General features: G+C 46.4%; 14 protein-coding genes. 7 read left to right on the forward strand and 7 right to left on the reverse strand.

Features of this window, described 5'->3' with window-relative positions; all coding sequences use genetic code 11:
• Positions 1–28: 28 nt before the first annotated feature.
• Both NST38_RS28715 and NST38_RS28720 read right to left on the reverse strand, forming a co-directional pair.
• Positions 29–598: a glycerol-3-phosphate responsive antiterminator gene (locus NST38_RS28715; protein WP_074092664.1), complete on the reverse strand. Its 570-nt coding sequence runs from the start codon at positions 596–598 to the stop codon at positions 29–31.
• A 193-nt stretch (positions 599–791) separates the two neighbouring features.
• Entirely contained in the window at positions 792–1,559 is a 768-nt protein-coding gene (locus tag NST38_RS28720) for a GTP cyclohydrolase II (protein WP_076329272.1), read from the reverse strand.
• A gap of 323 nt (positions 1,560–1,882) precedes the next feature.
• Here NST38_RS28720 and NST38_RS28725 point away from each other — a divergent pair, with 323 nt between their 5' ends.
• The 4 genes from NST38_RS28725 (at position 1,883) to gntK (ending at position 6,815) form a co-directional block, all read left to right on the forward strand.
• Positions 1,883–3,157, forward strand: a complete 1,275-nt coding sequence (locus tag NST38_RS28725) for an ABC transporter substrate-binding protein (protein ID WP_053061379.1) — start codon at positions 1,883–1,885, stop codon at positions 3,155–3,157.
• Between the two features lie 128 nt (positions 3,158–3,285).
• Positions 3,286–4,152: a carbohydrate ABC transporter permease gene (locus tag NST38_RS28730; protein ID WP_036613110.1), complete on the forward strand. Its 867-nt coding sequence runs from the start codon at positions 3,286–3,288 to the stop codon at positions 4,150–4,152.
• Positions 4,153–4,172: 20 nt separating this feature from the next.
• Complete coding sequence (locus NST38_RS28735; RefSeq protein WP_036612996.1) at positions 4,173–5,000, forward strand: carbohydrate ABC transporter permease; 828 nt, start codon at positions 4,173–4,175, stop codon at positions 4,998–5,000.
• A gap of 264 nt (positions 5,001–5,264) precedes the next feature.
• Positions 5,265–6,815 carry a gluconokinase gene (gene gntK, locus NST38_RS28740; RefSeq protein ID WP_076251786.1) on the forward strand — a complete coding sequence of 517 codons (1,551 nt, stop codon included), beginning with the start codon at positions 5,265–5,267 and terminating at the stop codon, positions 6,813–6,815.
• 456 nt (positions 6,816–7,271) lie between these two features.
• Here gntK and NST38_RS28745 read toward each other — a convergent pair whose 3' ends face one another.
• Both NST38_RS28745 and NST38_RS28750 read right to left on the reverse strand, forming a co-directional pair.
• Entirely contained in the window at positions 7,272–7,793 is a 522-nt protein-coding gene (locus NST38_RS28745) for a hypothetical protein (RefSeq protein ID WP_083684522.1), read from the reverse strand.
• A gap of 197 nt (positions 7,794–7,990) precedes the next feature.
• A complete protein-coding gene (locus tag NST38_RS28750; RefSeq protein WP_047840828.1) occupies positions 7,991–8,380 on the reverse strand; it encodes a nuclear transport factor 2 family protein in 390 nt (129 codons plus the stop codon).
• A gap of 391 nt (positions 8,381–8,771) precedes the next feature.
• Between NST38_RS28750 and NST38_RS28755 the strand changes: the two genes are divergently transcribed.
• The 3 genes from NST38_RS28755 (at position 8,772) to NST38_RS28765 (ending at position 11,264) form a co-directional block, all read left to right on the forward strand.
• Complete coding sequence (locus tag NST38_RS28755) at positions 8,772–9,089, forward strand: ArsR/SmtB family transcription factor (RefSeq protein WP_076251788.1); 318 nt, start codon at positions 8,772–8,774, stop codon at positions 9,087–9,089.
• Between the two features lie 281 nt (positions 9,090–9,370).
• Positions 9,371–10,186, forward strand: coding sequence for a hypothetical protein (locus NST38_RS28760; protein WP_076251789.1), 816 nt, complete (start codon positions 9,371–9,373; stop codon positions 10,184–10,186).
• A gap of 118 nt (positions 10,187–10,304) precedes the next feature.
• A complete protein-coding gene (locus NST38_RS28765) occupies positions 10,305–11,264 on the forward strand; it encodes an MraY family glycosyltransferase (RefSeq protein WP_036613004.1) in 960 nt (319 codons plus the stop codon).
• Positions 11,265–11,384: 120 nt separating this feature from the next.
• Here NST38_RS28765 and NST38_RS28770 read toward each other — a convergent pair whose 3' ends face one another.
• The 3 genes from NST38_RS28770 to NST38_RS28780 form a co-directional block, all read right to left on the reverse strand.
• Positions 11,385–12,203, reverse strand: a complete 819-nt coding sequence (locus tag NST38_RS28770) for a carbohydrate ABC transporter permease (protein WP_074092669.1) — start codon at positions 12,201–12,203, stop codon at positions 11,385–11,387.
• The gene (locus tag NST38_RS28775) at positions 12,203–13,096 is read right to left on the reverse strand and encodes a carbohydrate ABC transporter permease (RefSeq protein ID WP_036613007.1); all 894 of its coding nucleotides are present in this window, start codon (positions 13,094–13,096) and stop codon (positions 12,203–12,205) included. Before NST38_RS28775 ends, NST38_RS28770 begins: the two co-directional genes overlap by 1 nt.
• 138 nt (positions 13,097–13,234) lie before the next feature.
• Entirely contained in the window at positions 13,235–14,578 is a 1,344-nt protein-coding gene (locus NST38_RS28780) for an ABC transporter substrate-binding protein (protein ID WP_076251791.1), read from the reverse strand.
• Positions 14,579–14,806 lie beyond the last annotated feature (228 nt).

A 14,806-nucleotide genomic window follows, 5' to 3' on the forward strand; every position in this document is an offset into this window, starting at 1 on the left:
ACAGCCAACCTCCTGTTGTGGGTTCTTTTTAAGGTGTAAGCGATTTCTCGAAGTGTCGGATCAGATCTGTGTTGGATGTGGTCACTGCCGTAGCCCCGACGCCAAGCGCAAGTTCAACCTCTTCCGGTGAACGGATCAATCCCCCTGCAATAATGGGTATCCCTGTACGCACAGATACTTCCGCAATAATATGCGGAATGACGCCAGGTAATACTTCAATATAATCCGGTTGGGTTTTGGCCAGCAGCAGATAACTTTTCTCCAGTGCATGGGTATCGAGCAGAAAAATACGTTGAATCGCTGTAATGCCTTTCTGCTTTGCCTTCTGAATGACACTCGCTCGCGTAGAGATCAGTCCTGCAGGGCGAATGTGCTGACACAGATACTCTGCCGCATACTCATCATTCTTCAATCCTTGGACCAGATCTGCATGCAAAAGTATCTTTTTGTCGTACCGCCGAGCCTCGTCCATTACACTCTGAAGTTGTGCAATATGCGTTTCCAGCATCACCCCATAGGTATAAGGGCCTTCAATCATCGCTTCAAACTGCTTCATGCTCTTTGCAGCCGGCAATATACGTTGTCCCTCAAATGGCACCTTGGTTCCTCCCGCATTCATCAGATGACTATATTGTATAATCCGCACTGCGGGAACGGCAAGCCATTCCGTGAATCAGGAAAACCTGATCGCTACCCTATCATCCATAGTAAAAAGCCGCTGTTGTACTTCTCCATAACAGAGAGTACAACAACGGCTTAATCAGCTAATCGTATAAGTCTATAAATAAAGATTAAGCCTGCGCATGCGGAAGCAGCGTCTCTGCCCCGGCCCATCCATCACTTTCTGCCAAGTGACCGGAACGATTCACTTTCGTTTGCAGATACTTCTCGTTGAAAGCAGAGCGATCTCCCCATAGTGGCACACGTCCACCCACATTCAATCCCGCTTCCTGCAAAGCAGCCAGCTTCCGTGGATTGTTGGTGATCAATGTAACCGGTGCGGAGCGAAGTGCACGCAGCACAGCAATCGCATCGTCATAATTACGAGCATCGTCCGTGAATCCGAGCTGTAAGTTCGCATCTACCGTATCCAGACCTTCTTCTTGCAAAATGTACGCCATGGCTTTGCTGAACAGACCAATGCCACGTCCCTCATGGTTCGCAAGATAGAACAGTGCACCCGCTCCGTGAGCGGCGATCATTTTCATGGATTGCTCCAATTGGAAGCCGCAATCACAGCGTTTGCTGCCAAAGATGTCGCCTGTATGACAGATGCTATGCATCCGAATCAGCGCTTCTTGTGCGTCGGCAAAGTCACCATACACCAGAACACTGGATTGTTGACGCTCTGCCAGTTCAGCTTCAGCAAGAGATTCGATTAACTCGCCGCTCTCCATCGCTTTGTCTGACTTCATCCAGCTATACCACTGGAATGTCTTGGTCTCCCCATCGAGGTTTACCGGGAGTTTGATTGGCCCCACCAGGTATATGAACTCTTTTCCACTCGGAAAAGTCTGAATTTTGGGGGCAAGCAGTTGAATAATATGTGAATTGATCATTGTCGTTCCTCCTGTTTAGGCCAACTTGTCTGTTGATTGATTCGCATCCAAAGCGAAAATGGATCACTTGGATGTTATATAGTACGTATCTATATTATTCTCATCATCATTAGTTACTTTATGTAAGTTAGTTTAGAATAAAAATTATAATGTGTCAAGTAACTTTTATTTTTAAAGTAACTACCCAATTTATGTTACGCAATCGACACAAATATGTGTTTCATTTTAGGAATATTGGGTATGAGTTTATAAACTGCTCATACACTAATGTTGTAGTCCAAAGCACTTCATGCCTCGAACTTAATGATGAGGGGGTAATACACATGATCCGCCGGAAAAGAACATGCTGGACAGCCATACTGATGGTCTGCGTCCTGCTCATAAGCGGATGCTCCATCTGGCCCGGACAGGACGATTCAGCGAACAACAAAAAGGTAGCGCTTACATTATGGTACTGGAATCGTTCCATCGATGATAAGTTGATTGCCAGGGCTAAGGAAAAGTTCCCCAATATCGAACTGACAGCTCAGAAAATCGGCGGTGATTTCAAAGCAAAACTCAAAACAACACTCGCTGCACGCTCAGGTGAACCAGACATTGTAGCATTGAACGACTGGATCATGGAGCTATTCCCCAGTGAGGACCGTTTCTATAATCTGTATGATCTCGGTGCAGGAGATATTGAAGACCAATATCTGCCGTGGAAATGGAAGCAAGGCGTTACGCCAAGCGGACAGATGATTGGTTTCCCGATGGATACGGGCCCAACAGCCCTCTTCTACCGAGAAGATCTGTTCAAGGAGGCCGGATTGCCATCTGATCCCGAGGACGTTACACGCCAGATCAACAGTTGGGATGCATATGCTGCTGCCGGAGAACAGCTCAAGGAAAAATTCGGAGGCAAGGTTTTTCTAACCGACAATATTGCAACCGTTTACAACCAAGTCATATCGCAGTCTGCGGAGCGTTATTTCCGGCCGGACGGGTCCTTTATCGGCATGGATTCCCCTATTGTGGGCAAGAGCTGGGATACGGCCGTTGCTTTCAAAGAGAAGGGACTGCTAGCCAATGCAGATGGCTGGACTCCAAGCTGGAACGCCGCAATGAATAATGGCGAAATCGCCTCTTTCGTGGGCGCTGTCTGGATGAAACAAGTTCTTCAGGAAGCCGCTCCGGATACATCCGGGAAGTGGCGGGTCGCTCGGGCACCAGGGGGAGATGGCAACAACGGAGGATCATTCCTGTCCATCCTGAAGTCGAGTGAACATCCTCAGGAAGCCTTTGAACTGGTTCGCTGGCTGCAAAGTCCCGAAAATCAACTGGAGCAATATCAGACACTGAACCTGTTCCCTTCTGCACCAGGTGTGTTTGATGATCCTGCCATGAAAGAAAAAGAACCTTTCTTCGGTGGACAGGCGACAGGGCCTGTATTTGCCGAATCGGCACAGGATGTGCCGGATGCTTTCTTTGGCGAAAGATACCCATCCGTACACAACATTATCACCCGACGGCTGAATGATGTCGCGAAGCAAAATGCCGATCCACAGCAGGTCTGGACAGATACAGTACACCGCGTCGAGCGGGAATTGCAGCGTTAACCTGAACAACGTGTGGTTTCGTTATCCGCAAAGGAGGAATTCATATGGCTGTAACTGAACCTCGTCTTACTCCCGATCCCGGAAATGCAAGACCTGATCTGGATCGGCAGAAGTCACTATGGGCGAGAATGTGGGAGCATCGTGCACTCTATGTTGCGATATCGCCGTTTTATATTCTGTTTGCGGTATTTGGGCTGTTCCCAATCGGATTCTCACTCTATCTGGCTTTTCATAAATGGGATGGCATCGGTGTCATGACGTTTAACGGACTCAACAATTTCAAATACATGCTGACCGATGCCGAGTTCTGGCAAGCCGTGGGCAACACGTTTATGATCTGGATCTATTCGACGATTCCGATGCTCTTCTTCGCCCTGATTATTGCCTTTTTGCTGCATGCACCATTTGTGAAGTTCCGTACCCTGTTTCGGGTCGGTTATTTTCTGCCAAACGTCACATCCATCGTGGCGGTAGCCATTATCTTCGGTGCTTTATTTGCCAACAATTATGGCTTTCTCAATTATCTGTTGCAGTCGGTCGGGCTACCGGTTGTGGAGTGGCTTAATGCACCATGGGGCATTAAAGTCGCAATCTCCTCCATGGTGGTCTGGCGCTGGACCGGATATAACGCCGTCATCTATCTGGCCGGGCTTCAGAGTATTCCGCAGACGTTATACGAAGCAGCCAAGATTGATGGCGCCTCAGCGATACAGTCCTTTTTCCGAATTACAATTCCGATGCTGCGTCCTGTGATCCTGTTTACGGTCATTACATCAACGATTGGCGGTATGCAGCTGTTCACCGAGCCACAAGTATTGGTAGGCAATGACGGTGGCGCAGGTGCAGCAGGCATGACGATTGTACTGTACCTCTACCGTGAATCCTTCATTAACAATTACTTCGGATATGGCGCTGCCGTTGGTTGGGGCATGTTCCTCATTATCGCCCTGTTCTCGATTGTGAACTGGAAGCTTGTTCAAGGCAAATCATCCTGATGTGATAAGGGGGAGCGCACATGGCGACCAAACACCTCAAATCGCTGGTGTTGTATACCGGTCTTATCGGGGGCATGCTCATATCCATGTTCCCGTTCTATTGGCTGATTGTAATGTCTACCCGGACAACGTCCGATATCTACAAGTTTCCACCCCAGCTCTGGTTCGGGGGCGAATTGTGGAATAATATTACGCGGGTGTTACAGCAGATTGACTTCTGGGGAGCTTTTCTGAATACGTTGTTTGTGTCGGGCCTCGTGACCATACTTGTACTGTTTTTTGACTCACTGGCGGGGTTTGCGTTTGCGAAGTTTGAATTTCCCGGCAAAAAGTGGCTCTTCATCTTGCTGCTTGCTACCATGATGGTACCTTCCCAGCTGTCGCTGGTGCCTTCCTTCGTGCTCATGGCTACGTTCGGCTGGGTCGGTTCCTTCAAAGCTCTCATTATTCCAGGCATGGTGAACGCCTTCGGTATCTTCTGGATTCGCCAGTATGCCACAGAGTCGATTCCGAACGATCTGCTGGATGCGGGCCGCATCGACGGCTGTAATTTCTTCCGACTCTATTGGAACGTAGCGCTGCCAATTCTGCGACCTGCCTTTGCTTTCCTCGGCGCGTTCACCTTTATCGGCGTATGGAATGATTATCTGTGGCCTTTGATCGTCCTGACGGATGAACGCAAGTATACGTTGCAGATTGCGTTGTCTCAATTAAACGGACTGTATAACACAGACTATGCAATGGTTATCGCTGGTACGTTGCTTGCCGTCATTCCACTCATCGTTATGTTCCTGTTCATCAGCCGTCAGTTTATTTCGGATATTGCCGCAGGGGCGGTGAAGGACTAAGATTGTGGCATTTTGATCCGTCCCTCAAGTCTGATATTCTTATCTATAGTTGAAATAACAGATGCCATATAAGTTGGATGAATAGCGCCACGTGCACGAAGGGACAGAAAGGGCCTGAAGAAATGGAGTTAAAAGCTTTCCAGAGGAAAGCTACTTCGAAAGCATATGCTTCGCATTTACGCGATCGGAAGGCTTTCTGTACCCGAAGTGTTAACGTGTAACAGCATTCTTTCACTTATATATTTAAGAAAGAGGGATGACAAAATGGCTTCTTCACCCTATATGATCGGCGTAGATATTGGCACGACCTCCACCAAGGCCGTCTTGTTCGAACAGAATGGAACCATTGTGGCTCAAGGCAGTGCCGATTATCCGCTGCACACCCCCACACCTGCGATTGCGGAGCAGGATGCGGAAGATATTTTCAAAGCAGTCATCGAGTCCGTTAAACAAGCCACTTCCAAAGCGGGAGTGAAGCCAGAGGACATCCTGTTTGTATCCTTCAGTTCGGCCATGCACAGCATTCTGCCAGTCGATCAACAGGGCACACCGCTGATGCGGGCCATGACTTGGGCAGATAATCGCAGTGCAGAGTGGACGGAAGTACTCAAATCGGAGATGAATGGTCACGAAATCTATCTGAGAACAGGTACGCCGATTCATCCGATGTCCCCTCTCACCAAGATCATGTGGCTCACCCGGGATCAGCCTGAATTGTTCAGACAGACGCACAAATTCATATCCATGAAAGAATATGTTTTCTATAAATTATTTTCTGAATACGTCATTGATCACTCCATGGCCTCCGCCACCGGACTCATGAATCTGGAGAAACTCGACTGGGATGCAGAAGCACTGCATGTGGCGGGCATTACGCCGGAACACTTGTCCCGATTGGTCCCAACCACACATGTGCTGAAACATGGATTGCACCCGGAGTACGCCAAGGAGATGGGCATTGCGTTCACCACACCGTTTGTTATCGGGGCCAGTGATGGTGTGCTCTCCAATCTGGGCGTGAACGCCATTGATCCAGGCGTCGTGGCCGTGACCATTGGTACCAGTGGAGCGATTCGTACAGTCGTAGATAAACCGGTGACCGATCCAAAAGGACGTTTCTTCTGTTATGCGCTCACGGAGGATGCCTGGGTCATTGGCGGACCGGTGAACAATGGCGGTGTTATTTTCCGCTGGATTCGGGACGAGTTTGCAGCTTCCGAGGTGGAGACTGCGAAACGACTTGGCATCGATCCATATGAAGTGCTCACTCGTGTCGCAGAAAACGTACCTCCGGGTTCGGAAGGTCTCTTGTTCCATCCGTATATGACAGGTGAGCGGGCTCCGCTCTGGAATCCCAATGCACGGGGTTCGTTTTTCGGCCTGACGCTACATCATAAGAAGGAACATATGATTCGCGCTGCGCTCGAAGGTGTGTTGTTTAACCTGTACACGGTCATGCTGGCGATCGAAGAAAAGATTGGCCGACCGAAAAAAATCCAGGCCACAGGCGGCTTCGCCCGCTCTGAGTTGTGGCGCCAGATGATGGCCGATATTTTCGATCAGGATGTCATCATCCCCGAAAGTATCGAAAGCTCCTGTCTCGGCGCAGCCGTACTGGGCTTGTACGCCCTTGGCCGCATCGATTCCCTAAGTGCCGTCTCCGGCATGATCGGATCAACACATCGGCACCAGCCGAACCCGGACAGTGTCCGCGTTTATCGGGAGTTGCTCCCGATCTTCATCCGCATCTCCCGTAAGTTTGAAGAAGAGTATGCGGATATCGCTGCTTTTCAGAATAAGACGATGCAAGGGTAGGGAAGGCGTGGGACGGCATGCAGGATAACCAGAGAACGGGACGGTGTGAGGGCTAGAAGGTTAAAAGCCTAGGATGTTGCAACACGTTGGACGGTCAAAAGTTGAGCATGGAATAGCTAACGAATCGTAGACGTCTTATATGAAGCTTTTAGCATGTTTTCAAAATCTAACGAACCTGAGCCACCTTATATCGGCTTACATGGGCACAAAACTGCTCTAGAACCTAATATGTAGCCTATTAACGTGTCTGTGGTTCGTTAGAAAATTACTTTTGCCAGTTACCCTCCAATAGCATGTGTACAGTTCGTTAGAATTAATACGAGATGCCGTAAGTTAAAGAGACCCACCCCGCCATGGTTATGTCCATATGGGAATGGGCTTTTTTTCATGCACAGACTATATAAACTCTATTTAGATTGGATCAAATTTATCTCTCATCATACTTGGAGCTTCCCTTTATGTTCTATTAAAGTATCCAGGGGCCGCCACAGCAACCGTCCTAAAATAGAAAAACCTCTTTTCCAGTTCCTGATTCTCTGGCGTAAACTCTGTCAGAAACTCAACTGAATTCATCATTTCTTCGGTCATCACGCTAGGTCTCCACAAAGCCAATTGGATGTCTTTGAAAATAAAAGAAAATCCCAACTCCGCATCGATGTCTCGAGTATATGGTGTCTTACTATCTATTAGCTTAACGAGATCATCAGCCTTTGTTCGAAAAACATCAATATTATCATATGTAAGGACAACATCAGATTCATCAGGTGGATAATCGTGTGGATTAGTTACTTCAATGAAATAGAGTTTATGTTCCGAATCATACTCCATTTGGTTGTAGAGCTGACTAATCTCCGGGGTGATGCACTCAATAATCTCTTCTACCTCTGATTTACTCATTCCCAACTTAAATGGTCCAATACCGACCATCGGTATGACCTCTAAAGGTTCCATGACGTTTCGGTTCCCAACTTCGTTCATGTAGTTCACTCCTCTTTATTCCAACAAATAAGAATTATAACGTTCATCCCTTTATTCTAATCCTACCCTAAAAAGAATGATTGAGCATGTTGGGTATAACAAAACCCCACAGCATGAAAAAGCGGTGGAGTTAAGGTTTCCTATCTTTTATTGATTCAGATTTCTAACAACTATAGAACTGAAATCCTAGATTTTAATTACTGATTATACTTGCTGAACGCATTCTGGTCGGCCTGTACATTCTCCAGATACACAATCTGTCCCGCATCATTTACACGTGCGATATCAATGCCTGCTTTGGCATATACCGTTCCGTCTGCCGCTTGTCCGCATACCGCCCAGTTCGTTTGGTAGCTGCCGTCAGGCTGTTGCACCCACGCGTCCCACATATGTTTTACATCCTTATTGTACTCGTAGAAAGCTTTCATAAAACCGTCGAATCCCGTTCGGCTGGTGCCGTTAAGTACAATCTCTGCGTCCGGTGTAAACAGAGACAATAAGTCCTGCATGGCGCGCTCGTCTGTACGTGAAGCATCAAATAAACGGAAATAGTTGTTCAACAGTGTAGTGGTACTCATAGTACTCATTTATATTCCTCCTAGAATAAAAAGCCGTTTTCCAATCTTTCAGTTCGAATATTTTCGAACTAATTGAAAAGAAATGTATCATACTTCTTATACTGCCTGCAAGAAATATATAAGTTGAGACCGACTTTTACACTAACACGGAGAGTGCAGAACCAATCTGAAGAAGCGAAGCGTGCGCTTAAAGCTTTCTGAAAGAAAGCTACATCGGAAGCATACACTATCACCGGATTTTTCCCTTGGACCAAGGGAATAAAGAAAATCTGGGGATAAGAGCGATCGAAAGATGGTACCGCAATCGGAGTAAACAAGTGTAATAGTTACAGTTCAACTTCTATAGTTCGATATTTTTCAAACATTGAAAGAGAAAGCCGAATATGCTAACGTCATAGATATGAGAACTCCAACGATACCTATGGCTTCGGAACTGAAGCTGACCACGGTCTGCAATGCATTGGGCGATCCGATCCGCATGAAAATTGCACACTGTCTGGCCAGTTCTGGCGAGAAAAACTGCTCCGCCTTCGAAGTTGACCATATTTCCAAATCCACGTTGTCCCATCACATCAAAATTTTACGTGAAGCTGGCGTGATCCAGCCACGCATTGAAGGTAAACAGCACTTTTATTCCCTACGAAAGGAAGAATTAAACGTACGTTTTCCAGGCCTCGTCGACATGATTCTGAATACAAACGAGGAATACGTAACATAGGCCCTAGATAAATTGAATTAACCCTTTAGACAAGAACGTAGAGGGCAGAAATAACCTGAAGAAGCGGAGCTAAAAGCTTTCTGCAAGAAAGCTGCATCGTAAGCATACGCTATCACCAGAATTTCACCTTTTAAAAGTAAATCGAAAATTCGGGGGATAACAGCGATCGGAAGATTGTTCTGTCATCGAAGTGGCAAGGATAAAAACTCTTTAGTTCAAATCTTATAGATCAAAGCATCACATTCATCATAATTGCAATTCCCATAAAGGAGGCTAACCATATGGACAAAAAGGCAGCAAAGATACTGCTGAGCACCTTCTGGGGAGGTGGTGGCTGGAAAACAACCTCTCCACCCTTCTCTGGAGATGAATTTGAATATGCCAAAAGCAAAGGTGTCATGTTCGATCCACTCACGATCACGCATGACGAGATTGTCCAGCGTCTATACGACATGCATCAGGATGACTCGTTCAAGGAACGGGTGATTTCGGCATTTCTACATAGTCTGTCCACCAAAAAAGTCTATCTGCGCAGCGCATTATCCAGCTGGGCTTTAACATCGAACATGCCTTTACACACCTATGCGGAACGCCCTGCCCTTCACCCTAACACCAGTGCCTGTGGAGATTGTAACTTCCTGCGTTTGCAGTCAGACAAGGCATATTCCAATGTCGACTTAAACGTCCTTAATTTTGAACGGATTAAGTGGGGCGGCGTGCGTCACGGCTGGCTTATCTATTGCCTGATGGATCTGGAATTACTGCTTCAGGACAACGATGCGAACTATGAAGTAACCCCTGAAGACCAAGCCATCCTGGTCAACCTGCTTGAAGCAGCTCAGACGGAAGACCCCAAGGACAGTGCTCGCTCACTTGAGAAAAAGTGGAAGGATCTCTTCCCTTCCAGCAAACAGGAGCGGGATGCCCTGCTGGAAATCTGGGCTGCAGCAGGCATACTGGTTCCTGGAGATAAACCGCGAAAAGGCAAAGGTGGTTCCAGCGATTTCATCTTTGCAGCAACCTGGCAAGGTGATGATGGATATCATACAGAAGCCGTAAAACATTATTTCGGCTCCTATCTTCCTCACATGCAATAAAACCTGAACTTTTGCTCACCTTTGCGTACGTCTGGTTACAATAATGACATCGACAGATTTCCTGTTTAACTCGTATAATAAGGGGAAATTGGTAGATGGGAGTGAAACAAGCGAGTTTATGGTATACATACTGGCTTTTATAGTGTCTTTTGCTGTCGTGGTTCTGCTTATTCCACCGCTTGGTCGATTGGCTCACCGGCTCGATTTTGTGGACAAGCCTCGGGAAGATGTGGAGCGTAAGCTACACAGGCAACCTATCCCGCTCACGGCGAGTTACGCGATATTTACTGGATTTTTCCTGACATACATTGCTCTGACAAAAGAAATCACATGGGAAACAGCGGCTCTGGTCGCTGGTGGTATGCTTCTGCTAACGATTGGTACCGTCGACGACTGGTACAAAACAAAAGGCAAAGATTTTCCTGCCCTGCCCAAAATGCTCGTACAAGTCTCTGCGGCAGTACTCGTATTTGCTTCTGGCATTGCGTTCACCGGATTTGTGAATCCCTTCAACGCGGAATATGTCATGCTTCCGATCTGGCTGCAATTCATTCTCACGATCCTGTGGATCTTCGGGGTGACAACAGTCATCAACTTCTCGGACGGCATGGACGGACTGGCTGGCGGGTTATCGGCCATCTCGGCAATTACCCTGTTCATCGTGGCGCTTGCCAAAGGTCAAAGTGATTCCGCACTCATGTCGATCATTCTAGTCGGTGTAACGATTGGTTATCTGAAGTACAACAAAGCTCCTGCCAAAGTGTTCATGGGTGATGCAGGCGCTACGTTCCTTGGCTTCATTCTGGCGGTTATCGCTCTGGATGGTGCATTCAAACAAGCAACCATGTTGTCCATCTTCATTCCGATTCTGGCGCTGGGTGTACCGATCTTCGACAACATCTTTGTCGTTATCAAACGTTTCATTCAAGGTAAAGCGATCTATCAGGCCGATGCAAGTCAAGCTCATTATCGGTTGCTGCGTGCCGGATTGAATCAAAATCAGGTGGTGGGTGTGCTGTATCTAGTCAGCACATGTCTGTGTCTATCCTCCATTATTCTGATGTTAGTGGAGTTATAAAACCAAAATAACGATGAAAATAATAGAAGCCACCTTCATTGCGTTGAGGGTGGCTTTCTTATGATGTTTTTTGGATCGCTTGCCTTTTTTTCTTTTCAGTTAAAGCGGAGTGATTCTAACTTACGATTTAACAGCCCCTGCCATAGCACCTCCAACAATGAAACGTTGCAAAGCAACGTACAGGACAACCAGTGGCAAGGTAACAATCAGAATGCCACACGCGAGCAGCGGCCAGTTGTTCATGTACTGTCCATAAAATGTAAAGAGTCCTTTGGTTACCGGCTGATAATTCGGATCAGATAAATAAATGGTCGGCCCGATAATATCGTTCCATACACCAATCGCGGTAAGAATAATACCTGTTGCCAGGATTGGTTTCATTAACGGAACAAGGATGGTGAACAGATACCTTGTATACCCGCACCCGTCCATGGCAGAGGCCTCATCCAGTTCACGCGATATTGATTTGATATAACCCACAAACATGAGAAAGGCAATGCCCGTACCTGTCGTCTTCAATAAGATGTAACCGATTTGGGTGTTGTAAAGACCCAGATTATTGATCAGGGAAAACTGCGGAATGAGCGGGTTGGGAAGGTACATGGAAATTAGAAAGAAAATATAAATGAGTGTGCTGAATTTAACATATCTGCGTGCGAGCGGGAATGCAGCAAATATAGATAAAATCAACGTCAGCAGGGTGGACATCCCTGTATAGAGCACACTGTTCCACATATACTGAGAGAAGTTCCCTTTGTTCCATGCTTCGGAAAAGTTCTCAAGCCGGATCCCTTCAGTAAGAGCTACAGGATCGAGCAGATACTCTGTCTGTGTCTTCATGGATACATTGAACAGATAGAATAGAGGGAAAACGTACAACGCAAGCATGAGCAGAACGATAACGTAGCTGACCATTCTGGACGTTTGGCTCTGTTTCATTACGCTTCCACCTCTCTTCTGCGAAGGTAAAATAAAGCGACCATCGATATGGTAAATACAAAGAGGAACTGAATCATCGCCACAGCAGAAGCCAAACCGTAATCAGCCGTTCCTGTGCCAAATGCCGTAGCATAAACATCAAACGCAAGCGTCGTTGTATTGAACTTGCCGCCTGTAAGTACATAGATAATATCAAAGGTTTGCAATGCCCCTATGATAGACAAGAGCATGTTAACCGTGAATGCAGGAGCAATCATGGGGAATGTAATGTTCGTAAATGCTTTCCATCCCGAAGCACCATCCATGTAACCCGCCTCATACAGATCGCTCGGAATAGACTGCAGACCTGCAAGAAAAATCGTCATGGAGTAACCCATGTACATCCAGATTTGAACAAAAATAATCAATTCGAAGGCAATATTATAATCGCCAAAAAAGTTGGAACTGGTACCCAAGAAATTCAGAAAGGACTGGGCTGGTCCGCCCAGCGGATTTGCAACGAGTTGCCAAATGAGTCCAGACACAGTAACCCCCAGCACCACTGGCAAAAAGAATACCGCGCGATATAATTTATCGCCTCTAAGCTTTTTATTGATCAAAATCGCTATAAACAAACCCACTGCATTTTGTATGATCACAACAGCAAACGCAAAGTATAAGGATCGCCCAATAGCATCCATTCGGTCTCCAGCATTGGATGCACCAAAAAATGTTTTATAGTTTTCAAAGCCGATAAAGCTCCATTCCTGGCCCCGAACACCAGTAGCATCTGTAAACGAAAACAGTATCGTCACAAGTGATGGACCGAAGCCAAACACGACATAAAGTAACAACGGAATGCTCAAATACAGATAAGGAATAAGTCTTGCCTTACCTTTCCCAAACGGATACATCGTCCTCACACCTTTCATGGGGTAAAACTAAGACATAAGAAAACCGGAATAACAGCCTTGTCTGGCCTGAAGGCTCAGACCCGAGCGCTATTCCGGCGCATGCGGCCAACTTGTGCCATGAATATGAATGATTATGAATTACTTTGGAGCAGCAGCATCCCAGTCCGCTTGGGATTTACCTGCAAGCTCTTCCGGTGTTGCAATCGGTCCGGCTGGCTTGAGCATCTCTGCGTGAACGCTGGCCTCCGAAATGTACTGTCCTACATTCTGACGGTTAATGAACAACTGATCCCAAGATAGTTTAAAGTCCTCCAGGTAAGGCTGAATGCCTTGGATAAACTCACTTGTCATCTCCACATCAGGCTGTGTAGGCAGGAAGCCGGCTGCATTCACAAATTCCGTGTAGTTCTCTTTCTCCGATAACATATCAAGCCATTTCATTGCGTAATCCTTGTTCGGTGAGTTATCCACCACCATCCAGGTCATATCGTATTTACCCGCCAGATTTTTGTTCTTGGCTGCATCATTGCTACCTGGAATTGGGAAATATCCAAACTTCAGATCAGGGTTGGCCGTTTGAATTGTTGTTGCATCCCAAGTGCCGTCAGCAATCATAGCCACCTTGCCTGTAGCGAACAAACTGGGCAATGTTCCGTAGTCAATACCCATGAAACCAGGCATTGCATTGTTCATCAGATCCTGAGATTTCTGCAAGACTTCAAGTTGAACCGGATCAGTCAGCTTGGTTTCACCAGTCCATAGACCTTTGATATAAGCAAGCTGATCTTCATGAATAGAGGCCTGAAGCCCTTGCACCGCAAGACCTATTGGCCATACATCTTTACCCGCCAGACCCAGCGCTTCGACACCATTGTCTTTGAACACTTTGATAACATGTTGCAATTCATCCCAGGTTGTAGGGATTTCCAGATTATATTTTGCGAAGAGTTCCTTATTGTAGAACAGTCCTGTGAATGCCACCTTGCCCATGTTTACACCGTACACCTTATCGTTATACGTCATTGCGTTCTGTACATCCGCTTCATTGTAGTTTTTGATAAAAGATTGATCAGACAGATCACTGATTAACCCGGCATCGATCCATTGCTTCCACATCGGATCAGCAGCACCACTGGACCATTCCTGCGGAGCGCCTACAAAGCTTGATTTGAGTGGAATGATATCTACGTCCCCATTACTTCCGGCGTTCATCCGTGTTTGCATCAACTGATCGTATGTCGCGTCTGCCGGAACCGTAGTATATTCCACCTTTACGTCCGGATATTTCGCTTCAAATTTCGTATTAAACTCTTTGATGTAGTTGTTAATATTCTCTTGCTGCCAGTGAATGATCTTCAAGGTAACTTTTTTGCTGCTGTCTGTAGCCTGAGTTCCTTCTGATTCCGAAGAGCTGTTACTACAAGCGGCGAGCACACATAATAAAACGGTTACAAGTACAATGGTTAAAGTCATTTTCTTCATTTTCGTTGTCCCCCAAATTTTTGAATTAAATCTACGAAATCAGTTTCGTTAATTCCACCCTTATTATGACTTCAGATCTTTATTTTGTAAATAGTCATTTTGTTTTTTTGATTTCCATGCTTTAACACGCTTGATAAAAGCTTTATTTATTGCTGTATACGTTGAAATCAAGGTACCCTTTACGATAGTTACGAAACACAGCACATGACATAATTTCATTTAAGCCCC

This window comes from Paenibacillus sp. FSL H8-0104, assembly GCF_038050215.1.
Taxonomy (GTDB): domain Bacteria; phylum Bacillota; class Bacilli; order Paenibacillales; family Paenibacillaceae; genus Paenibacillus; species Paenibacillus amylolyticus.